A 22,550-nucleotide genomic window follows, 5' to 3' on the forward strand; every position below is an offset into this window, starting at 1 on the left:
CCCGCGGGGCGGGCGGGGCGGGGAGATCCGCCGCGCCGCGGGGGGCGGCGGAAAAACCGGTTTCCCCGCCGCCCCCTCCTGCTCTAGAAACCGGGTGCCCCGCCCGCGCGGCCAATGGCCGCTCGCGATGTCCCCGGAGAGATCGCGCGGGGCAGGAATGGGTGTCCGGAGGAACGAGTCTTGAAAGTCATGGTGGTCTGCTCCGGTGGCGGGCATTGGGTACAGATGCGGCGCATCCTGCCCGCCTTCGCGGGGATGGACATCTTCTATGTCAGCGTGGAGCCGGAGCCCGACGCCGATCTCGGGGAGGTGCGCTACTATCCGGTCGCCAATGTGACGCGGCGCAACCCCGGGGCGATCCCGGGCATCCTGCGCCGCCTCGCCCGGATCATCCGGACGGAGCGGCCGGACATCATCGTCACCACCGGGGCGGCGCCGGGGCTGCTCGCGATCACGATGGCGAAATGCCTGCGCCAGGGGCGCACGATGTGGATCGATTCGGTGGCCAATACCGAGCGGCTGTCGCTTTCGGGCTGGCTGGCGCGGCCGGTCGCCGATGCCTGGCTCGTGCAATGGGAGCATCTGAGCCGGCCGAAGGGCCCGTCCTACTGGGGGGCGGTGCTGTGATCCTCGTCACCATCGGTTCGATGTTTCCCTTCGATCGTCTGGTCCGGGCGATGGACGACTGGGCGGCCTGGCACGGTGGAAACGAGGACATCCTCGCCCAGATCGGCGACGGCGCCTACGAGCCCCGGCACATGCGCTGGGTCCGCCGCCTGTCGCGCCCGGATTTCACGGCGGCGCTCGCCGGGGCCGATCTCGTCGTCGGCCATGCCGGGATGGGCACGGTGATCACCGCCGGCGAGCACGGCAAGGCGATCGTGATCATGCCGCGCCGCGCGGCGCGGGGCGAGCATACCAACGACCACCAGGTCGATACCGCCGGCTGGCTCGGCGGGCGCAAGGGGATCTTCGTGGCCGAGGAGGAGGGCGACCTCGGAACCTGCATCGCCCGTGCCCGCGCGGGCGGCGTGGTCGAGACGATCGGCAATTCCGCGCCGACGGATTTCCTCGCCCGCATCCGCGCCTTCGCCGAGGGGCGCTGAGCGTCCCGAGGGCTTTGAAGGCGGGCTTCCGGGCGCCGCCGTTCGGTCCTGAGCACCGCCTCCCAACATCGCCGCCTCGGAGTGGCGGTCATCCGGCATCCTCATTCTCTCGATCGGGCGCCCGCGCGCTCGGCCGCTCCCGCTCAGTTCCCCTGGCCCGGCTTCGCGGCGGCGTCGAGCGTGGCGAGCCGGGCGCGGGCGGCCTCGGCCTCGGGGATCGGCCCACCGGCTTCCGCGTCCGGCCCGCCGGCTCCCGCCTCGGCCGCCCTGAGCGCGCGGGTGTAGCTCGCGCGCGCCGCCTCGGCGCGGCCGAGCGCGAATTCCGCCTCGGCGCGGTGGAACCAGGTCCGGGCGTCGCCGGGCATCGCCTCGGCGGCGGGGGCGAGATGGGCCAGCGCCGCCGCCACCTCGCCGCGCCGGAACAGGATCCAGCCATAGGTGTCGCGGAAGGCGGGCGTCCCGGAGGTCGCGAAGCGCCGGGCGATCTCCTCGGCGCGCGCGAGGCTTTCGGGGTCCGCGCGCGCGCTCGAGAGCAGGCTCGCGAGATTGTTCGCGATCACCGCCGCCGAGGGATCGCGGGCATGAAGCGCCTCGTAGAGCGCGATTGCCCCCTCGGCATCGCCCCGCCGCTCCAGTTCGGCCGCCCGGGCGACGAGAAGCAGCGTGGCCCCTCTCGCGGCTCCGGGCGCGGCTTGGGGCGTGGCCTCGGGTGTGGCCCCGGCCGTGGCGGCGATCCCGGCGTCGAGCGCCCGATCCGCCTCCGCCCCCCGGCCGGCGTCGCGCAGGAGATCGGCGAGCCCCAGCCAGCCCCGGGCCAGCTCCGGCCGCTCCGCGGTCAGCGTCCGGTAGAGCCGCTCCGCCCCGGCCGCGTCGCCATCGCGCCACGCAAGCTCGGCCAGCATCAGCCGGGCGCCCGGGTCGGCGGCGTCGCGGTCGAGCGCCTCGGTCAGGACCCGGCGCGCGCCGGCGCTCTTGTCCGCGGCGAGCAGGGCCCGGACGCGCGCGGCCAGCGCCGCGCCATTTTCGCCTTCGCCCCCGTCTCCGCCCCCGCCTTCACCCCGGGCACCACCCGCGCCCCCGGCGGCGAGATCCTCGAGCAGGGCGGCCATGTCCCCGGTTCCGGCCCCGGTTTCGGCCCCGGTCCCGTCCAGGGTCCGCTCCTGTCCGCGCAGGCTCGCGAGTTCGAGCGCTTCCGCCCGCGCCTCCGCTTCCGCCCGGCGCTCCGGCGTTCCGGCCACGGTCCCTGATGCGGTCCCTGATGCGGTCCCCGATGCGGCTCCGGACGCGCGGATACGCTCCGCGGTCTCGGCGGCGCCGCTCCAGTTCCCGCGCGCGACATGGACGCGGCCGAGCATGTCGAGCAGGTCGAGGTCCTCCGGCTGATCCTCCGGAGTGGCGCGAAGCGCGGACAGGATCACGCTCTCGGCCGGTCCCGGCCGGTTCTCGCGCATCAGGAACCGCGCATAGCGCAGGCTCGTCCCGGGCGCCTGGCGCGAGAGCTCGACCGCGCGTGCCAGGCGCTGGCCGGCCAGCGCGGGGCTGCTGGCCTGGTCATGTGCGAGCGCCATCAGCGTCATGATCTCGGGGTCGTCCGGCGCCCCGGACTCCGCGGCGCGCAGGTCGATGATCGCCTGGCCGGGCTCGCCGGCGTCGAGCGCCAGCCGCGCGCGGAGCCGGAGCGCCTCGGGCAGGCCCGGGTCCCCGGCGAGCACGGCGTCGAGCAGGCGCCGCGCCTCGCCCAGAGCTTTACCGGGGGTCTCACCGGGGACCTCGCCAGGGGCCTCGCCGGGTGTCTCATCGGGTGCCCCGGTTTCGGCCAGCATCCGCGCCAGCATGACCTGGCTCGCGCGCGTCTCGTCGGAGGGTTCCGCGCCCCCGGTGAGCGCGCGGAGCTCGGCGATCGCCCCCGCCCGGTCGCCCTGGTCGAAGAGAAGCCCCGCGCGCAGGCGCCGGAACGGGCGGGGGTCGATCGACCCCGCCGCTCCCCCTTCCGCTTCCTGGGCGGTGATCCGGCCGATCTCGGCCAGCGCCGCCTCGGGTCCGCGCTGCTCGATCAGGAACAGGACGAGGGCATGGGCGATCTCGGGATCGGCGGGCGCATGATCGCGCGCGGCGCGCAGCGTCGATTCGGCGCCGTCCGGGTCGCCCGCGCGGAGATGCCAGCGCGCGAGCGCGAGGCGGATTCCGGCATTGTCGGGAAAGAGCCCGGCCATGGTCCGGAGCGCGGCGCCGGCGGCCTCGGTATCGCCCGCCTGTTCGAAGAGCGCGAGGCGGGTCAGGTGGAGTTCCTCATTCCCGGGCACGGCCTCGAGCGCGGCGTCCGCGCGGGCGCGGGCGCCCGCGGTATCGCCCGCGTTCATCCTGTCGGCGATCAGGATGAGATGCGCGGGCACGTCGGCGGGCATGTCGCGGAGCACGCCCTGGGCCATTTCGACCGCCGCCGCGCGGGTCGCGGGCTGGCGGAAGTCGAGCGTCGCCCTGACGCTCCGCGCCGCCGGGTCCGCCGGATCGATCCGGAGCGCGGCGGTCGCCGCTTCCCCGGCGGTGGTCAGATCGCCGGCGCGGAGCGCGAGCGTGGCCGCGGCGCTCCAGGGCGCGAGGGAGCCGGGCGCGAGATCGGCGGCGCGCAGATACTGGCGCAGCGCCTCGATGTCCTCGCCTAGGGCGCGCAGCAGGTCGGCATAGGCGAGCCGCGCCCCGGCATGATCGCCATTGGCCCTGAGCGCGTCGCGGAGTTCGCGCGCCGCCCCGGCGGTATCGCCCCGGGCCGTGAGGGCGAGCGCGCGCTGGTAGCTCGCCTCGGCCCGCTCCTCGGCGCCGTCGCAGGCGCCAAGCCCGAGGGCGGCGAGCAGGAGGAGAATCGGGCCGGCCAGGCGAGAAATCATTCGGGCGCTCCCGGAAGCCGCCGGCGACCGGGCCGGCCGCCTGTCTTCCGGCAGGATAGGAGCATCCGGAGCTGGCAGGAAAGCCCAGGCGGCCCGGAGTCCCCCTCCCGAAGCCCAAGCCCCGGAAAGCTCGCCGGGGGGCCTGTCGCGTCCCCGGTCTCCGCGTGGTGCTTCTTCCCGTGGCGGCGCCTTTGGCGATCCCGGCGCGGTCCCTCGCGGCACCCTGCGAAGGCGCCTGAGCGAGAATCGGCGCGTCCTGATCGTATCGGATACGAAAAGGCCCGCGGCGATGAGCCGCGGACCTTCCGGGAATGATTCGCTCGGAAGATTCTACCTGAGGTAGATCCGTGCGCCTGGGCGTCCGGTTCCATGTCGCCCGGGTTCGCGTACCCCGTGCCGGTACGCCCGTGCCGTGCGCCAAGCTTGTACCCGTGTCCTGCCCGGGCCCAGAGAGAGCGGGCTCAAGTGAGACCGGGACCCAGAGAGAGACCGGGACCCAGAGAGAGACCGGGGCTCAGCGGGACTGGCTCAGTACCCGGTGCCGCGGAAGACGACGAAGACGGTGACGCAGAGGACGAAGACGTCCGTGGGCAGCGAGAGGCGGCGGGCGTACTGCGTGTCGTAGGCGGCGCGGCCGGCGAAGGAGGTCTCGTTGCGATCGGAGATCTGCCAGAAGCCGGTGAGGCCGGGGCGCAGCCGGTAATAGGCGCGTCCGGGATAGAGCGGGGCCTGGGCGGGCAGCATCGGCCGGGGGCCGACGAGGCTCATGTCGCCCTTGAGCACGTTCCAGAGCTGCGGCAGCTCGTCGAGCGAGGTCTTGCGGATCAGCCGCCCGACGGCGGTGATGCGCGGATCCTTCCGCAGTTTCTGATGCGTGGTCCACTCGGCGCGGGCCCCGGGATCGCTCGCGAGATAGGTTTCGAGCGCGTGCTCGGCGTCGACGACCATGGAGCGGAGCTTCCAGATGCGGAAGACCCTGCCGCCGCGTCCGACACGGTCCTGGCAGTAGAAGGCCGGTCCGCCGTCGCGCTTCACCAGGAGGCCCATGAAGAGCACCACCGGCAGGATGAAGGGCGCCGCGAGCAGCACAGCGAGGATGTCGAAGGCCCGCTTGAAATACTGACGGTAGAATTTGACCCGTTTCGGGTTCCGATCCGCCTTCGCATAGGCGGAGCCGGAAAGACCGACATCGAGTTCCGAGAAATGTGCCATCAATTCACCCAGGCCACGAACCAAACTCACAAAGACAGTACGCCCGAGTGACGCGGACGATGGCACCTGGCGCGGTATGACCGTCGGGGGTCATTCGGCTCCAGCCCTTGTTCCTTGTCCCTCGACGTTTCCCCAGAGGCTTTGATCTTTGGGCGAGTTACCCCTCTCACCGCTCGGCATTAAGACACCTTTAGGGATGAAGCTCAATAAAAATTTCATGATCTTTGAATGGCATCCCCCCTGTGTGGCATTGACGCAGCGTCAACTCGCCGCGACCATCCCGTGGTCGCGGGAGGTGGGCGCGCTTCCCGCGATTCCCCGGGCGGGTCTACAATTCCATGTGAACCTCCATGCGATCCGATGTGGCATTCGTGCCGCGTTTTGCGACAAATCGCGCCTTCGCACAGAAATTATGGCGGAATCCGGGGCATGCGCGCGGCGGGGTGCCTGTAAAGTCATCTCGCGGCGCGGTAAGCTGTAACCTCGTCTGAAAAATGGGGATGCCATGGATCGACGAAATTCGGTATGACGCCCTCGTTTGGCGAGAAACTCGCGCCGACCTGACATCGGGGTGGCCTGGCACCGGAACTGTACTCCGGGAACCGTCACCCCCCAGGGTTGCATCGCCCGGAGTCGCATGTGGCTTCCGGGTGGCTTCCGGGGTTCCGGAGGAACCCGGATGCCGGGAGCGCGGGTCGCGGGACAGGGTGGTGTGGGATGGGTATGGCGAGTACACTGTCGATCTATAATGAGCATTTCGGCCTCGCGGAGCGGCCGTTCACGCTGCTGCCCGATCCGGATTTCCTGTACTGGTCGGACAGTCACACCCGCGCCTATGCGATGCTCGAATACGGCATGCTCACCCATGCGCCGATCACGGTGATCACCGGCGAGATCGGCGCGGGCAAGACGACGCTCCTGCGCCATCTGCTCCGCACGCTGCCCGAGGAATTCACCGTCGGCCTCATCTCGAACGCGCAGGGCAACCGGGGCGAACTGCTGCACTGGGTGCTGATGGCGCTCGGCGTGCCGACCGAGAACGACGCCTCCTATGTCCGGCTCTTCGCGCAGTTCCAGGAATTCCTGATCGAGGAATACGCCTCCGGGCGGCGCACGATCCTGATCTTCGACGAGGCGCAGAATCTCTCGACCGAGACGCTCGAGGAACTGCGGATGTTCTCGAACATCAACGCCGACAAGGACGAGCTTATCCAGCTCGTGCTCGTGGGCCAGCCTGAGCTGCGCGACCTGATCGCCCAGCCGAGGCTCGTCCAGTTCGCGCAGCGCGTGGCGGCGGAATACCACCTGCCCTCGATGACGGCGGAGCAGGTGCAGGCCTATGTGAACCACCGGCTCGCGATCGCGGGCGCCGACCGCGAGATCTTCACGCCCGCGGCCTGCGAATGCGTGCACCATGCCTCGGGCGGGGTGCCAAGGCTCGTGAACCAGATCTGCGATTATGCGATGGTATACGCCTATACCGACGGGGCGACGCTCGTCGACGCGGGCATCGTCGAGCAGGTCGTCGCCGACCGGCGAATGCACGGCAATCTGAAGATGGTCGTCTGACGCCGGTCTCCGGGGATCTCCCCCCGGGCGGTGCGATGGATGGATGCGAGGGCCGCGCCGAGCGGCCGGAACGGGACGGGTAATGGTTAATCTCGATCTGAAATTCTACTGGGCGGTCTTCCTGCGGCGGCTGCCGTATTTCCTGGTGATCGTCGCCTTCCTCTCCGCGCTCGGCCTCACGGTGGCGATGCTGCTGCCGCCCGCCTACACGAGCACCGGGAACATCCTCGTCGAGCCGCAGCAGTTCTCCGAGCAGGTCGCGCAGTCGACCACGCAGGTCGATCCCTACGAGCAGGCGCAGATCATCGAGCAGCGGCTGATGACGCGGGCGAATCTCTCCAAGCTCGCCGAGCGGATCGGACTCTATGAGGGCGTCGAGCCGCCGATGACCGAGGGGGCCCAGGTCAAGGACATCGTCGAGCGGATCACCTTCATCGGCTTCGTGCCGGATGTGACCCGGAGCCCGGGCACGCCCGGCGCCACGATCCTCGGCGTCTCCTTCGACGGGCCGACGCCGGAATTCGCCAACAAGGGCGCCAACGAGCTCGTGAACCTCGTGCTCGAGGAGAACCAGAAGCTCCGCGAGGGCCGCGCCAACGAGACGCTCACCTTCTTCCAGGCCGAGGTCCAGCGGCTCGCGGACGAGCTCGAGAAGCAGAGCGAGAAGATCGCCCGGTTCAAGACCGAGAATTTCGAGGCGCTGCCCGACAGCCTCGAGGAGCGGCGCCAGCGCCAGATCCTCGAACAGGAACGGCTGATCGCGCTCGAACGCGAGGAATCCGACCTCAGGAACCAGCGCGCCACGGTGATCTGGGTGTTCCAGCGCACCGGCCGCTCGGCGAGCGCGGGCGATCTCAGCCCGGAGGAGGAACAGCTCGATGCGCTGCAGAACCAGCTCGTGCAGCAGCGCACGATCTACGCCGCCGACAGCCCCCGGATCCGGATGCTCGAGAACCAGCTCGCCGCGCTGGAGGAACTCGTCGAAAAGCAGCGCGCCGCCCGCGCGGTGCCGGGCGCCGACGGCACGGTGAAGCCAACCTCCGAACTCGAACTCGAACTCGCGCCGATCGACGCGCGGCTCAAGTTCATCCAGGAGGACAAGGCGACGATCCAGCAGTCGCTCGACGACCTCAACGCCTCGCTGCAGGCGACGCCCGCCAACGAGCAGACCCTCGCGGGTCTCGAGCGCGAACTCGCGAATATCCAGAACCAGTACAACAGCTCGGTGGAGAGCGCGGGCCAGGCGACGGTCGGCGAGCGCATCGAGGTGATGTCGCAGGGTGAGCGCTTCAGCCTGATCCAGCCGCCGGCGACGCCCTCCGTGCCCTCGAGCCCGAACCGGCTCCTGATCGCCTCCGCCGGCGTGATCGGCGGGCTGGGCGCCGGGCTCGCCTTCGTCATCCTGATGGAGATGCTGAACCGCTCGATCCGCCGGCCGGTCGAGCTCACCTCGAAGCTCGGCATCCAGCCCTTCGCCACCGTCCCCTACATCCGGACGCCGGGCGAGGCGCAGCGCAAGCGGATGGTCTTCGGCGGCGTGCTCGCCTTCGTCCTCGTCGTGCTGCCGATTACGCTCTGGCTCATCAACAGCTACTATATGCCGATCAACACGCTGACGACCGAGACACTCGAGAAGGTCGGCGTCGCGCCGGAGGAAGCCGAACTCCCCTCGGGCGAGACGCTGGAGGGTGAGACGGCGGAAGAGACGGCGGGCGGAACGACGGAGGAGACCACGGATGGAGCGGCCGGCGGGGCTGCCGACGGGGCGGCGGAGAACGGAACGGGCGCGAGCCCGGCCACCGGTACCGCGCCCGACGCCACGCCCGACGCCACCGGCGCGGAAGCGCCCTGAACCGCCCTGAAGCCGGGGTCGTACCCCGGCTTTCCCAAATCCCTTCGTTCGCGCCCGAGTTTTTGAAAGAGAGACCGATGGAACGCATCCAGGCCGCCATCCAGAAAGCCAAGGAACAGCGCGGCGAAGCCCTGGCCGCCGGTTCGGCTCCGGGCACGGCAACGCATCCGGGACCCCATGCCGGGGTTCATCCGGGGGGCCATCCGGGAGCCCATCAGGGCGGCCATCCGTCGGGACAGACCCGGCAGGCCGTGGCCGCCGCCCGGGCCGCGCGGAGCGAGCTCGTCACCGCGCCCGGCGCCGGCCAGGCCTGGGGCGAGATCGCGAGCTTCGAGCCCGATCCGCGGCTCATGGCGAAGAACCGCGTGGTGACCTTCGCCGACGCCGACCCCGCCCATGTCACCTTCGACATGATGCGCACGAAGCTCCTGCGCGCGTTCCGGCAGAACGGCTGGACCTCGATCGGCATCACCTCGCCGACCGAGGATTGCGGCAAGACGACGACGAGCCTCAACATCGCCTTCAGCCTCAGCCATCAGCCGGAGGTCCGCACCGTCCTCGTCGACCTCGACCTGCGGAGGCCCGCCGTCGCGAAACACCTCGGCCTTCCGACGCCGCAGTCGATGGCGAGCGTGATGCGCGGCACCCGGCCGATCCCGGAGAATTTCGTGCGCTACGGCGACAATCTCGCGATCGGGACCAATGCGAGCGGCATGCGCGATTCCTCCGAGCTTCTGCTCAATCCCGCGACCGCGCAGGGCGTCGCCTCGATCAAGCACGCCTTCGCGCCGGATGTGATCCTCTACGACATGCCGCCGATGCTGCAGAGCGACGACGTGATGGCCTTCCTGCCGCATCTCGACTGCGTGCTGCTCGTCGCCGCCTCCGAGCGGAGCCGGCTCGACGAAGTCGACAAATGCGAGCAGGAACTCGCCGAACAGACCCAGGTGCTCGGCGTCGTCCTCAACAAGTGCCGCTACGGCGGCGAGGACTACGGGTATTACTGAGGCCCTCGGGGCGGACATTCGTCCGCTTCGCCGCCGCCATTCTCCGGGGCCTCACGCCGCCGCGTCACGCGCCGGGGCGGGATTTCCCCGGTGGCGCTCCCTCGGCGAGATCGCGCAGCCGGGCCTCGTAGAGGTCGAGGTTGCGCTCCACGCTGTAAGCCGTCTCGACGAAGGTCCGGGCCCGGGCCGAGAGCGCCGGCAGTTCTCCCTTCGCGCCCGCGATCTCCATGAGCCGCGCCGCCCAGGCCTCGGGCGTGTTGCGGACCCGGTGGCCGGTCTCGCCCTCGATCACGTAATCGGGCAGCGGCGTCACGTCGGAGGCGAGTACCGGCAGGCCGATCATCATCGATTCGAGGATGATCTTGCTCACCCCCTCGTGGTCGCAGGGGTGGCAGAGCAGATCGGCGCCGCGCATGACCTCCCAGAGCTCGGCCTGCGGCGCGAAGGGGCGGATCTCGACCTGCTCGCCGAGTCCGAGCTCGATGAGCCGGCGGGTGAGCGGCTCGCGCGTCGGCCCGTCGCCGATCAGCGTGGCGCGGAAGGGCAGCTTCCCCCTCAGGAGCCCGAGCGCCTCGATCAGCAGGTCCTGCCGCTTCTGGTTCGGCGAGAAACGCGTCGCGCAGAGGAGCGTCAGCCCCGGACCCTCCGAGGGGCCGCGCCAGCCGAGCGCGGTATTGCCGGCATCGACCCCGATATCGGCGAGAAAGCTCGACTGCGGCGCGAAGCCGAGCCCGACCTCGCGCGCGCTCGCCTCGACGAGATCGCGCGAGGAGGGCGAGAGATAGTTGACCGCGTCGACCGCGTTGAAGATCCCGCCGATGCGCGCCGCGAGCCCCGGCCCGCCCGCGCGGATCTCGTCGGCCCAGCTCACCCCCGCCATCCGCATCACGATCGGCATGCCGCGCATCTCGGCGTCGCGGGCGGCGAGCGCCTGGGCGAGGAAGTCCATCTCGTAGAAGACATAGGCCACGTCGAAGCGCCGCCCGGCCTTCGCCGCGGCGCCGAAGAGCTGGCGGCGGACCCGCGCCCAGGCGAGCCCGTCGAAGACCCGGCCGACCGCCGAGCCGCGGAGCCCGAACCGCCGGAAGAGCCGGCCCCGGAGGCTGCGCCGCGGGCTCGCGCAGAGCCGGATCCGCACGCCGTTCCGGGTGAGTTCGCGCGGCGCGCGCCCGGCGTCGGGACGAAGCGAGGCGTAGGTCACGTCATGGCCGCGCGCCGCGAGCCCCTCGGCGATCAGCCGCATGGAATTCTCCGCGCCGCCGACGCGGGTGTCGAGGAAGGGCGACTGTTCGGAAAAAAACAGGATGTTCATCAAGACCTTGATTCGGGTACGGGGCAAGGGCGGTCCCGGGAGCCGGAGGCGGCGGGCGGGACCGGACGGGTGACGCGGGAGACCGATCGGCGGCATAGAACCGGATTCGCGCGGCCTTGCCAAGCGCGGAGCGGTGCTTCCCGGGCCTCCCCGGCGCCTGTCCGCCGGAACAGGTCCCCCGGCGCGGCGTGGCGCACCGGGGCGCATCCGGGGCCCGGGCGTCGGCCGCTTTTTACCACCCGCGCCGATAGTTCCCCACCGGGCCGGGCGCGGCTATGGCCAAATCGTTGCGGCGCACATATACTGCGCGTGTGTGGGGCCGCCGGCGCGGGTTCCGACGCCGCCGGCGGAGTATGCCAGGGCGGGCGCGGAACAGGGGCACGGCGACGTGTGGCCTCCGGTTCTGTATGGTTGCTTTCAGTTGGTTCCCGGATCGCGTAAATGGTGATCGAGGCTTCTTACATCGCGGATGCCCCCCATGGCTGAGACCGCGCGGCCGACGCGCCGCTATCTCCGGGACGACCGTGTCGCCCTCGACGCCGACAAGGCGCGGGCGCGGGAGGAAAGCATCCTCGGGATAGGCGCCGGCACCCTGCTCGTCGCCTATGTCGTCTCGATGATGATCCCGGCGGAGTTCCAGGTCGGGATCCGGCTCACGCCCTATACCGCGCTCCTGCTCGTCATCATCATCCCGCTCTTCCTGCATTTCTTCCGCCAGGTCGCGGAGGGGACGAACCGGGTGATCCTGCTCGATCTCCTGATGGTCGGCTATGTGCTGCTGAGCGGGCTCTCGATCCTCTACAACCACGGGATCGGGCGCGTGATCTTCGTGATCAGCCAGACCGTCTCGCTCTTCGGCGGCTACATGGTCGGCCGGATCCTGATCCGGAACGCGGATGATTACGCGCGATTCTTCCGCTGGTTCTTCTACGGGCTGCTCGTCTGGTTCCCCTTCGTGATGGTCGAGCTTCTGACCGAGCGCATGATCGTGAGCGAGATCCTCGCGCTCGTCTCCTCGCCCCTGCCGCGCGCGGGCAACGACCCGAGGCTCGGGCTGCACCGCGTGCAGGCCTTCATGGAGCATGCGATCACCTTCGGCCTGCTCTGTTCGGTCGGCGTCGCGAACAGCTACTATCTCCTGCGCGAGGCGGCGATGGTCCAGCGGCTGGGCCGGACCGGCTTCTTCGCCTTCATGACCTTCGTCTCGCTCTCCTCGGCGCCGAACATCGCCCAGGGCATGCAGTTCCTGATGATCGGCTGGGACCGACTGTTCGGGGACGCGCGCTACAAGTGGGTTCTCCTCGTCGTGGTCGCCTCGGCGACCCTCTCGGTGCTCCAGCTCGCCTCGCCGCACGGCCTCGTCGGCCTCGTCATCGAGAATCTCGCCTTCGATCCCACCACCGGCTGGGGCCGCACCGAGATCTTCGAATACGGCTCCGCCGAGGTGGCGCGCAATCCCTGGCTCGGCCTCGGCCTGAACGACTGGATCAGGCCATGGTACCGGAAGGGCTCGATCGACAACTTCTGGCTCGTGACGGCGATGCGCTATGGCCTGCCGGCCTTCGTGCTGCTGGCCGGGGGCATCCTGCTGCATCTCGCGATCGTCTTGACGCGCAAGGGGCTCAGCCCCCGGATGACCGACCTGCGCAAGGGCTATCTCATCTCCTGGGTCGGCGTGATCTTCATCCTCGCCACCGTGCATATCTGGGGGGCGGGGCCGCTCTTCATCATGGCCTATCTCGGCGCGGGCTCGATCTTCTACACCGGCTCCGAGGCGCCGGCCCGGCAGGTCTATCGCCGCCGCCGGGAGATCGCCGCCCGGGGCGCCGCGGACCGCCAGGTCCCGCCGCCGGAGAACCGGACGGAGGACCGGACGCCCATGCGCGGCGCGCCCACGCGGGGGAGGCCAACGAGAGGGACGCCCACACGGGGGGCGCCCACGCGGGGCGGGGGTGCCTCCGGAATCGATCCCGGTAGCGCCTCCGGCACCGCCTCTGCCACCACCTCCGGCCGACGCCCGCCGGCGCCCGCCGCCCAGGTCGCCGCGCCGCGCCGTCCCGGTGCGTCCTCGGGTACGTCCTCGGGCGTGCCGCCCTCCACCCCGCCTCCCGCCGGGACCGACGCGCGATCCGCCACCGGGTCTCCCGCGCGTCCGCCCGCCGGCGGGCGTCTGCCCGGCGCTCCCGCCTTTCCCGCAACCCGCCCCTCCTCTTCGAAAGAAACGGACCGGTTCCGCCGATGATCAAGACATACCGACAGATGCTGGAGGTGATGACCCCGCGCGAGCGGCGGATCTTCTACTGGCAGGTGCTGCTTCTTTTCGTGGTCGGCATCTTCGAGACGGCGGGCGTGGCCTCGGTCCTGCCCTTCATGGCGGTGCTGTCGGAGCCCGAGAGCATCCATACCGGCCGGATCTCGATGCTCTACAACGGGCTCGGCTTCACCGACACGCAGAACTTCATGATCTTCCTCGGTGTCGGCACCTTCTGCGTGGTGATGCTCGGGATCTTCGCGCAGATCTACGCGCTCTACACGATCCAGCGTTTCACCAACGCGCGCGCCTATACCCTGAGCTCGCGGCTGCTGCGCGGCTACCTGCGCCAGCCCTATACCTGGTTCCTGAACCGCCATACCTCGGATCTCGGCAAGGCCGTGCTCTCGGAGGTCGACGCGGTGGTGAACCAGACCTTCATGCCGGCGATGAAGATCATCTCGAACTTCTTCATCGCCGGGCTGATCGCGACGCTCCTGATCGTGATCCAGCCCTGGGTCGCGCTCGGGGCGGCGGTGCTCCTGCTCGTCTGCTATCTCGGGATCTTCGTCACCGCGCGGCGCTGGCTCACCCATTTCGGCAAGGAGCGCTACGTCGCGAACCGCGAGCGTTTCCGGATCGCCCAGGAGGCGACCGGCGGCATCAAGGACGTGAAGCTGATGTCGCTCGAGGAGACCTACATCAAGCGCTTCCAGAATCCGGCCCGGCGGATGGCGCGCGCCAATACCTTCAAGGGCGTGGTCAGCGACGCGCCGCGCTTCCTGCTGCAGGGGATCGCATTCGGCGGCATGCTGCTCGTGATCCTCGTCCTGCTCATCACCGGCTCGGGCAGCCTCGGGAGCATTCTGCCGATGCTCGCGGTCTATGCCTTCGCCGGGCTTCGGCTCCTGCCCGCGATGCAGCAGGTCTACAACCAGATCACGCTCCTGCGCTTCAACCAGCCGGTGCTGGAAGGGCTCTACGAGGATCTCAAGGAGATCGAGGCGAACGAGCACAAGCTCGCCGAGGTGCACGAGGCCGCGCCGGTCGCCCTGCGCGAGCGGCTCGAGCTGCGGAACGTCGAATACAGCTATCCCGGCAACGACCGCGCGGCGCTGAGCGGGCTCGACCTCACGATCCACGCCAATACCACGGTCGGCATCGTCGGCGGCACCGGCGCGGGCAAGACCACGGCGGTCGACCTGATCCTCGGCCTGCTCTCGGTGCAGAAGGGCGAGATGCTGGTCGATGGCGTGCCGGTCACCGGGGGCAATCTCCGTTCCTGGCAGAAGACGATCGGCTATGTGCCGCAGCAGATCTTCCTGACCGACGATTCGGTCTCGGCCAACATCGCCTTCGGCCAGCCGCGCGGCGAGATCGACATGGCCGCGGTCGAACGCGCGGCGCGGATCGCCGAGCTGCACGATTTCGTCACCGGCGACCTGCCCCAGGGCTATGACACGCTGGTCGGCGAGCGGGGCGTGCGTCTCTCGGGCGGACAGCGGCAGCGCATCGGCATCGCCCGCGCGCTCTACGCCGATCCGGACGTGCTCATCATGGACGAGGCGACGAGCGCGCTCGACAACCTGACCGAGCGCGCGGTGATGGACGCGGTCCACAATCTCGGCCGCAGGAAGACGATCGTGCTGATCGCGCACCGGCTCTCGACCGTCCAGGCCTGCGACACGATCTTCATGCTCGAACACGGGCGCAAGATCGCCGAGGGCACCTATGACGAGCTGATCGACAACAGCCGCCAGTTCCGCGCGATGGCGGTCGGCCACCCGGCGGAATAGGCGGCGCCGGGGCAGGAACCCCGGGAAACCGGGGCGCGCGCCTCACCCGAGGTCCCAAGGTCGTTCAGGGGATTGAGCGGGGGGATTCGCCCGTTCGCGGACCTTCGTTCGCGTCACGAGGCGGGGACACGAAGGCCGATATGCAAAGCGCATGAGGACCGGTGCGAAGGACTGGTCCGAGAGACTGGCGCGGGTCCGGCTGCCTCCGGCTCGGGGCGGTCTACTTCCGGGCGCCTCAGCGCCCGCCGCGCAGCTTCGCGATGCCGGGTTTCACGAAGCCGCGGTAGACCGAGAAGGCGCCATCGATCGGGATCCGCCAGGCGGCGTTGTAGTGCCGCTTGGCGGAGAGGAAGATCTGGATGTCGCTGAGCGCGCCCCGGCGGTGGATGTAGCGGCTGAAATAGGGGTTCGGCGCGAGGTAGTTCCAGTCCCAGACCTTCACCTTCAACCCTGAGTCGAGGCCCGCGCGGTGGAGCACGTAGGGCAGGCTCAGCTGGTCGCGCTTGGTGAAACGGGCGAGCTGGTCCCACCAGAGCTCCATCGCCGCCTCGAGCGCCGCGCCGCGCGGCTCGCCCCGCCCGTGGCGGCGCAGGATGATCGCGTTCTCGGTGAGGACATGGTTCTCCGGAAGCCCCTCGGCGCGGTAGAAATCCAGCTGCTCCGCCCCGAGCGCGTAGTCTTTGGGCGCGATCTTGCCCACCTGCTTGCAGAAGTCGAACTCGGAAAAGATGTCGCGCCGCTCGCTGTGCGGGAAGAGGCCGATATCGGCGTCCGAGGCGATGAATTCGGCGAGGAGCGGATTGAGATCGGCGATCACCAGCAGGTTGGCGTCGATGTAGATCGAGTAATCGGCCTCCGGGAAGATCTTCATCGGGAAGAACTTCGCATAGCGGTTGCCGAGCGCCGGGCCGAGGCTCGCCGCCGCCTCCGGCATCGGGCGCCAGTTCCAGCCGCGCACGAAGCGCGGGCGGCGGTCGGAGAAGAGTACCGGCTCGATCCCCGGGCTCGCCACGACGGGCGAGAAGATCTGGTCGTAGGCGAGATTGGCGCAGGAATAGAGAATCGTCTTCATCGGTCACTCGGGATACTGGGGAACGGGCGGAAGATAGGGGCGCCCGGCGGCGGGCGCCAGTCCCGGATCAGCTCCGGATCGGCCAGCCCTCGATTAGCCCAGCCCCCGATCAGCTCTGTCCCGGATCGGCCCGGATCGGCCGGGCATCCTGCGGGGCGGAAAAGGCGGACCGGGGTCCGCCGCCCGCGCATTACCGGGTCACGTCCTCGATCATGGCGCGGAATTCGGCGCAGACCTGGGCGTCGGAGGAGCGGTCGGCGACCTGGGCCATGATGTCGCGCGCGCGCGCCCAGTCCGGCCCGCCGAAGGCCGAGGCGACGCGGGCCATGTCGTATTCGAGCTGCGGGATGCCCGTGCCGCCGACATAGAAGGGGTAGTCGTCGCCGAGATACTGCGGCGCGTCCTCGTCATCGCGCCCGACCACCACGACCGCGCCGGCGCGCGCGGCGGTGAAACCCTTCAGGAAGGGTTTCCAGCCGTCATGCGCCTTGGAGCGCCGCACGATCCAGTGGCAGTTGTAGCGCGGCAGGAGCGCGATCCAGCTCATGTCGACATTCGCGGTCTCGAGCGGGACCATGTCGATCATGTTGCGCAGGCTCTCGGGCAGGACCGTGTTGGAGCGGAAGCCGAAATAGGCGGTGCGCGGCCGGTCCGAGGGCGGCGTGCTCGGCGGGATCTCGGAATTCACGTGATGGGTGACGTGATAGATCCGCGTCGCGGGGAAGAGCCGTGCGAGATCGTGGGTCTGGCGGTTCGAGACGCCCATGATCGCATCGGTCGCCGCGACCTTCTCCTCGCTCGGCAGCCGGTCGTCCCAGCTGCCGATGACCGCGCGGTTGCGGCGGCGGAGCGTCTCGAGCGCCTCGGCCGAATGGGTGTCGAGCGCACCCTTGGTGACGATCACCACCCGGTCGCGGAGCGCGCCGATGTCGCTCGTGTAGACCATGTCGATCGCATCGGGGTAGCGCGCGGCGACCATCTCGCTCAGCTGCCTGCCGCGCAGGATGGTCGAGGCGGAATTCGCGAAGGATTCCGCGTAGAGGAAGGCGACGCCGAGCGGCCGGCCAGAGATGGGGCCGGAGGTTGGGCCTGGGATCGGGCCGGAAACCGGACCCGGCGTCTCCCGCGGCCGTGGCGGCGGCTTCGGGAAGCGCCGGGCGGTGAAGGCATTGTAGGAGGCCGGGCCGAGCGCCGCGGGCAGGAGGCGCGCCGGCCCCGGAGCGCGGTCGGCGTCGGGGACGCCGTCCCGGATCTCCGCTTCGGCGCGCGCCGCCCAGGGCCGCGCCGGATCGTGCAGCGCCGCGTAGAGGCTGATCTCGTCGAAGCCGGGCGCCCGCGAGAAGTTCTCCCACCAGGCCGCCGTCACGGCCGTGACCTCGGGCACGCCATGGCGGCGCCAGATCATCCCGGTGTCGCAGAGGCCCCGGTCGCGCGGCACGCCGCGGTCGTCGCAGTCGCGTGCCTGGGCGAGCACCCGCTCCCGGGTCACGCCGGGGCGGGCGAGGTCGCCGTTGACGAGCACGCGCTCGGCGAGATCATGCCAGTCGGCCCCGCCGCTGTGCCGCCACAGCGCGAAATCCGATGGCTGGAGCCAGCGCAGGAGCATCGTGTGGAGATTGCCGACGAGCGCGCGGTCGGGGCGGATGTAGAGCGAGGCCTCCGCGTCCGGCGCGGCTTCGGCCAGCGCCTCGCAGGGGTGGACGCGGGCCCAGGCATCGGCCAGGTCCGGGGCGACGGGCGGGATCAGGCGATGGGTTTCCCAACCCGCGACCGAGTGATCCCCCTGTAGATCCCCCGGGAGATCCTCGCGGTCGGTCAGCAGGATGAAGCGCGGTCCGACCGGCTTCTGGAACAGGGGCGCGGGCAGCGCCTCGGCGCCGAAGGCGGTGGTATAGACGACGATCCGGCGCGCCAGCTCCGGGTCGAGGAAGCTCGGGCGCGTGGGCGCGGGCAGGGTGGGCCAGATGGCCGGATCGAGCCGGCGGCGCAGGAGCTCGCCGGCGGCGCCCCGGGTCGCGCGCGCCTTTCCGGTGAAGAGCGGCGCCGCCTTCTCCCAGCCCCGGCTCCGCGCCGTCAGGACCGCCTCGGCCTGGGCGAGGAAGGCATTGCCGGGCGCCACGCGCCGGGCCTTCGAGACCAGGCGGAGCAGGCGGCCGGGATCGGCCAGGCCGATCCGGCTCAGGCCCTTCATGCCCTGGGTCCCGAACCGGGACGGCGCGCGGCGCGCGGCCGCGAGGGTATCGGCCGTCGTCTCCGCGATCACCGCCCAGATCCGCCGCCGGATCTTGCGGCCGAGCGGGATTCGCGCCGAGGCCGGTCCCGGGATTGGTCCCGGGGGTGTTGGTCCTGGGGCCGGGGCCGTCATGGTCCGGGAAGTGCCGGGAAGATCTGGCGGGGAAATCATCGACCTCGGAACCCTATTGTCACATCGCTGCCGGTTTATCGGCGGCGGAAGGCAAGTTGCAAAGCGGTACTCATGGTGATCGGCGAAAACTGACGTTCATGGTTATCGGATAATCGCGGGTGTGACAAACCGGCGCGGGATTTGACTTCCCCCCCGCGAACGGGCTGATGGGCGCCCGAAGACGGGACCGGAAACGAGGGCCGGAAGGAGAAGGACGGGGATGGAGCGGACGGATTGCCTCATCGTGGGCGCGGGCGTGATCGGGCTCGCGGCGGGGCGGGCGCTGGCGCGCGCGGGCCGCGAGGTGATCGTGCTCGAAGCCGAGGAGATGATCGGCGTCCATACGAGCGCGCGCAATTCCGAGGTGATTCACGCCGGCATCTACTATCCGGCGGATTCTGCCAAGGCGGAATTCTGTGTGCGCGGCCGCGAGATGCTCTACGACTATGCCGCGAAGCGCGATGTGGCGCACAGCCGGCTCGGCAAGATCATCGTCGCGACCGAGGAATCCCAGACCGCCCGGCTCGAGGGAATCGCCGCCCAGGCGCGGGCCAATGGCGTCGCCGATCTCGTCGCGCTCGACCGGGCCGATCTCGCCCGGCTGGAGCCCCGGCTCCGCGGGGTCGCGGGGCTGCTCTCGCCCTCGACGGGCATCATCGACAGCCATGGGCTGATGCTGAGCCTCCGGGGCGAGATCGAGGCGGCGGGCGGGGCGATCGCCTTCGGAAGCCGCTTCGTCGCCGCCCGGCCTCTCCCGGGGGAAAGCGGGTTCGCGGTCACGGTCGAGAGCGGCGGCGAGACCATGACCCTCGCCGCCGACCGGCTCGTCAACGCCGCCGGGCTCTTCGCGGGCGAGGTGGCCGCGACGATCGAGGGGCTCGATCCCGCGCATCGCCGCGAGATCCACTACTGCAAGGGCAACTACTTCTCCTCCGCCGCGCGGGTCCCGTTCCGCCATCTCATCTATCCGGTGCCCGAGCGCGACGGGCTCGGCGTGCATCTGACGCTCGATCTCGCGGGGCAGGGCCGGTTCGGCCCGGATACCGAATGGGTCGAGGCGATCGACTACGAGCTCGATCCCGCCCGGGGCGCGGGGTTCTACGCGGCGATCCGGACCTATTGGCCGGATCTGCCCGACGGGGCGCTCGCCCCCACCTATGCCGGCATCCGGCCGAAGCTCGCGGGACCGGGCGGGGCGGCGACCGATTTCCGGATCGAGGGGCCGGAGACGCACGGGCTCGGCGGCCTCGTCAATCTCTTCGGCATCGAGAGCCCGGGGCTCACCTCCTGCCTCGCGATCGGCGAGGCGGTCCGCGACCGGCTCGCCTGACCTCCGGGGCGCGCGCGCCCGCGGGATCTCGCGGAAGACAGGGAAAGCGGGCAGGGGAGAGGCGGGGTCGGCCCTTCAATTCCCGAACCCGGAGTTCGTCCCCCCGCGAATCCGATGCCCGCGCGCGGGGGGTCCCGGTCCCTTCCCCGGCGCGGTATACGGCCGGGAAGCGAGGAGGCCCCGATGAAATTCCACGACACAGAGCTCGCCGATGCGCGGCTGATCGAGCCGGAACGCCATTCCGATGATCGCGGGTATTTCGCCCGCGTCGCCTGCGTGGCGGAATTCGCCGCCGCCGGGATCGAGGCGGACTACCCGCAGGCGAGCGTCTCGCACAATGCCCGCGCCGGCACGCTCCGGGGCATGCATTTCCAGCGCCCGCCCCATGCCGAGGCCAAGGTGGTGCGCGTGACCCGGGGCGCGGTCTTCGACGTGATCATCGATCTCAGGCCGGAGAGCCCGACTTTCCGCCGCTGGCAGGGGTTCGAGCTTGGCGTGGAGAACGGGCGCATGCTCTATATCCCGAAGGGCTTCGCGCATGGGTTCCAGACGCTCGAGGACGCGACGGACATGCTCTATCTCATCACGCCCGCCTTCGTGCCCGGCCATGGCGACGGGGTCCGCTTCGACGACCCGGCCTTCGCCATCGACTGGCCGCGGCCGGTCAGCGTGATCGCGGAGAAGGACCGGAGCTGGCCGCTCTTCGAAGGGTAGGCGGGGGGCCGGAGGGCGGACATCTGTCCGCCCCCAAGGGTGTCCGGAAGCGGGCGGCCCGATGCCCGCGCCCCTGTCAGACCGTCCCGGGTGTCGTCCAGTAGAGCGTCGGGTCGATCTGATTCGTCGCGCGCAGGTGCTTGATCTCGCGGAGCCGCGTATAGGGCTCGGCCTCGAACATCTCCCGGGTGAGACCGATCCACTCGAACATCGCGCGAAGCTGGCGCGCGCCGCGCTCGGCGGTCCAGGAGGTCTCGAAATCCGGCATGTGCTCGCGGATCTTCGCGAAGGAGACGCGGTAGCTGCGCGTGTCGCCGCCCGAGTCGCCGATCGTGAGCGCGCAGCCCGGGAAGGTCTTCGCGACGATCTCGGCGATCTCGCGGATGCGGTAGTTCTCCGAATCGGCGCCGACGTTGAAGCTCTCGCCCGCCACCGCGTCGCGCGGCGCCTTGAGCGCGCAGAGCATCGCCTGGCAGATGTCATCGATATGGACGATCGGCCGCCAGGGCGAGCCGTCGGAGGTCATCCGGATCTCGCGGATCGTATGGGCGAAGCCCGCGAGGTTGTTGAGGACGATGTCGAACCGCTGCCGGGGCGAGGCGCCATAGGCGGTGGCGTTGCGCATGAAGACCGGGGTGAAGGTCTCGTCGGTCAGGTCCCGCACGTCCCGTTCGACCAGGATCTTGCATTTCGCATAGGCGGTCTGGGGCGCGAGTTCGCTCTCCTCGGTGCGCATCTCGTCGCCGCCCGCGCCATAGGTCGAGCAGGAGGAGGCGTAGATGAAGCGCTTCACCCCCGCCGCGCGCGCCTTGGTGGCGAGCGCGACCGAGCCCTTGTGGTTGATGTCCATCGTCAGCCCCGGATCGTTCTCGCCGATCGGGTCGTTCGACAGTTCGGAGAGATGCACGACCGCGTCGAAACCCTCGAGATCGGAAGCCTCGATCCGGCGCAGGTCCTTCGAGACCACGCGGGGGCGGGTCCGGCCGTCGTCGAACAGCCAGCCGCGGCGGTAGTAGCCGGTATCGATGCCGGTCACGTCATGGCCGGCCTCGATCAGCTTCGGACCCATGATCGCGCCGATATAGCCGTCGGCGCCGGTGAGAAGGACTTTCATCGTTCGAAATCTCGGTATGGTTTGTGATCTTTTTCAGGGAAGGGCGCACCGGGAAGGGTGCGCCCGGGAAGGGATGCGCCGGGAAAGAGTGCGCCGGGGAAGGGTGGCGTCACTCGGCCGCGTTCGCCTTCGGGGCGGGACGGTCCCAGATCCGCCAGGGGGCGTCGCCGCTGTCCCAGAGTTCCTGCAGCACATGCTTGTCGCGGAGCGTGTCCATGTTCTGCCAGAAGCCGGAATGGTGATAGACCGAGAGCTGGCCCGCCTCGACGATCCGGCGCAGCGGCTCGTGCTCCCACATGTCCTCGTCGCCGTCGATGTAGTCGATGACTTCCGGCTCGCAGACGAAGAAGCCGCCGTTGATCAGATGGCCGTCCGTCGCGCTCTTCTCGCGGAAGCCCTTCACGCGTTTCGTGTCGGTGGAGAAATCGAGCGCGCCGAAGCGGCCCGGCTGCTGCACCGCCGTCACGGTCGCGAGCGTGCCCTCGGCCTTGTGGAACTCGATGAGCCTGGTGATGTCGATGTCGCTCACCCCGTCGCCATAGGTGAGGCAGAAGGCCTCGTCGCCGAGATAGTCGCGCACCCGTTTCAGCCGGCCGCCGGTCATCGTCTCGAGCCCGGTATCGGCGAGGGTGACGCGCCAGGGTTCGGAGGCGACGCGGTGGACCTTGACCGAATTGTCGGAGAGGTCGATCGTCATGTCGTTGGCGCGGTGGAACAGGTCGAGGAAATAGCGCTTGATCAGGTGGCCCTTGTAGCCGCAGCAGATCACGAAGTCATTGAGCCCGTGGGCGGAATAGATCTTCATGATGTGCCACAGGATCGGCATCGAGCCGATCTCGACGAGCGGCTTCGGCAGGACCGTGGTTTCCTCGCTGATCCGGGTGCCGTAACCGCCGGCGAAAATAACGACCTTCATCGATAACCCT

General features: G+C 69.9%; 16 protein-coding genes. 9 read left to right on the forward strand and 7 right to left on the reverse strand.

Annotated elements, in window-relative coordinates:
• Nucleotides 1–189 precede the first annotated feature (189 nt).
• A complete protein-coding gene (locus tag ACLJK8_RS11105; RefSeq protein WP_413150381.1) occupies nt 190–627 on the forward strand; it encodes a hypothetical protein in 438 nt (145 codons plus the stop codon).
• The gene (locus tag ACLJK8_RS11110; RefSeq protein ID WP_413150328.1) at nt 624–1,106 is read left to right on the forward strand and encodes a glycosyltransferase; all 483 of its coding nucleotides are present in this window, start codon (nt 624–626) and stop codon (nt 1,104–1,106) included. Before ACLJK8_RS11105 ends, ACLJK8_RS11110 begins: the two co-directional genes overlap by 4 nt.
• Before the next feature lie 143 nt (nt 1,107–1,249).
• Here the strand turns inward: ACLJK8_RS11110 and ACLJK8_RS11115 are convergent, their stop codons facing one another.
• Together ACLJK8_RS11115 and ACLJK8_RS11120 are read right to left on the reverse strand one after the other, a co-directional pair.
• Nucleotides 1,250–3,991, reverse strand: coding sequence for a tetratricopeptide repeat protein (locus ACLJK8_RS11115; RefSeq protein ID WP_413150329.1), 2,742 nt, complete (start codon nt 3,989–3,991; stop codon nt 1,250–1,252).
• A gap of 528 nt (nt 3,992–4,519) precedes the next feature.
• On the reverse strand, nt 4,520–5,203 hold the full coding sequence (locus ACLJK8_RS11120; RefSeq protein WP_413150330.1) for a sugar transferase: 684 nt from the start codon (nt 5,201–5,203) through the stop codon (nt 4,520–4,522).
• A gap of 723 nt (nt 5,204–5,926) precedes the next feature.
• Between ACLJK8_RS11120 and ACLJK8_RS11125 the strand changes: the two genes are divergently transcribed.
• From ACLJK8_RS11125 to ACLJK8_RS11135, 3 genes are all read left to right on the forward strand, one after another.
• Nucleotides 5,927–6,772 (forward strand): ExeA family protein, encoded by an 846-nt coding sequence (locus tag ACLJK8_RS11125; RefSeq protein WP_413150331.1) that lies wholly within the window; start codon nt 5,927–5,929, stop codon nt 6,770–6,772.
• A gap of 82 nt (nt 6,773–6,854) precedes the next feature.
• Entirely contained in the window at nt 6,855–8,624 is a 1,770-nt protein-coding gene (locus ACLJK8_RS11130; RefSeq protein WP_413150332.1) for a GumC family protein, read from the forward strand.
• 77 nt (nt 8,625–8,701) lie between these two features.
• A complete protein-coding gene (locus tag ACLJK8_RS11135; protein WP_413150333.1) occupies nt 8,702–9,631 on the forward strand; it encodes a CpsD/CapB family tyrosine-protein kinase in 930 nt (309 codons plus the stop codon).
• Nucleotides 9,632–9,695: 64 nt separating this feature from the next.
• Here the strand turns inward: ACLJK8_RS11135 and ACLJK8_RS11140 are convergent, their stop codons facing one another.
• Nucleotides 9,696–10,943 (reverse strand): glycosyltransferase family 4 protein, encoded by a 1,248-nt coding sequence (locus ACLJK8_RS11140; RefSeq protein ID WP_413150334.1) that lies wholly within the window; start codon nt 10,941–10,943, stop codon nt 9,696–9,698.
• A 478-nt stretch (nt 10,944–11,421) separates the two neighbouring features.
• Here ACLJK8_RS11140 and ACLJK8_RS11145 point away from each other — a divergent pair, with 478 nt between their 5' ends.
• The gene (locus ACLJK8_RS11145; RefSeq protein ID WP_413150335.1) at nt 11,422–13,185 is read left to right on the forward strand and encodes a hypothetical protein; all 1,764 of its coding nucleotides are present in this window, start codon (nt 11,422–11,424) and stop codon (nt 13,183–13,185) included.
• Entirely contained in the window at nt 13,182–14,990 is a 1,809-nt protein-coding gene (locus ACLJK8_RS11150) for an ABC transporter ATP-binding protein (RefSeq protein WP_413150336.1), read from the forward strand. Before ACLJK8_RS11145 ends, ACLJK8_RS11150 begins: the two co-directional genes overlap by 4 nt.
• Nucleotides 14,991–15,225: 235 nt before the next feature.
• Here ACLJK8_RS11150 and ACLJK8_RS11155 read toward each other — a convergent pair whose 3' ends face one another.
• A complete protein-coding gene (locus tag ACLJK8_RS11155) occupies nt 15,226–16,062 on the reverse strand; it encodes a glycosyltransferase domain-containing protein (protein ID WP_413150337.1) in 837 nt (278 codons plus the stop codon).
• Nucleotides 16,063–16,252: 190 nt separating this feature from the next.
• Nucleotides 16,253–18,325 carry a hypothetical protein gene (locus ACLJK8_RS11160; protein WP_413150338.1) on the reverse strand — a complete coding sequence of 691 codons (2,073 nt, stop codon included), beginning with the start codon at nt 18,323–18,325 and terminating at the stop codon, nt 16,253–16,255.
• A gap of 361 nt (nt 18,326–18,686) precedes the next feature.
• On the opposite strand from ACLJK8_RS11160, the gene ACLJK8_RS11165 reads away from it, so the two are divergent.
• Together ACLJK8_RS11165 and rfbC are read left to right on the forward strand one after the other, a co-directional pair.
• Complete coding sequence (locus ACLJK8_RS11165; RefSeq protein ID WP_413150339.1) at nt 18,687–19,796, forward strand: NAD(P)/FAD-dependent oxidoreductase; 1,110 nt, start codon at nt 18,687–18,689, stop codon at nt 19,794–19,796.
• A 183-nt stretch (nt 19,797–19,979) separates the two neighbouring features.
• Nucleotides 19,980–20,510, forward strand: a complete 531-nt coding sequence (gene rfbC / locus ACLJK8_RS11170) for a dTDP-4-dehydrorhamnose 3,5-epimerase (protein ID WP_413150340.1) — start codon at nt 19,980–19,982, stop codon at nt 20,508–20,510.
• A 76-nt stretch (nt 20,511–20,586) separates the two neighbouring features.
• Here the strand turns inward: rfbC and ACLJK8_RS11175 are convergent, their stop codons facing one another.
• Together ACLJK8_RS11175 and rfbF are read right to left on the reverse strand one after the other, a co-directional pair.
• Complete coding sequence (locus ACLJK8_RS11175) at nt 20,587–21,624, reverse strand: NAD-dependent epimerase/dehydratase family protein (protein WP_413150341.1); 1,038 nt, start codon at nt 21,622–21,624, stop codon at nt 20,587–20,589.
• 109 nt (nt 21,625–21,733) lie between these two features.
• A complete protein-coding gene (gene rfbF / locus ACLJK8_RS11180; RefSeq protein WP_413150342.1) occupies nt 21,734–22,540 on the reverse strand; it encodes a glucose-1-phosphate cytidylyltransferase in 807 nt (268 codons plus the stop codon).
• Nucleotides 22,541–22,550: the final 10 nt, after the last annotated feature.

The sequence above is a fragment of the Amaricoccus sp. W119 genome (genome assembly GCF_047275745.1).
In the GTDB taxonomy this organism is placed as follows: Bacteria; Pseudomonadota; Alphaproteobacteria; order Rhodobacterales; family Rhodobacteraceae; genus Amaricoccus.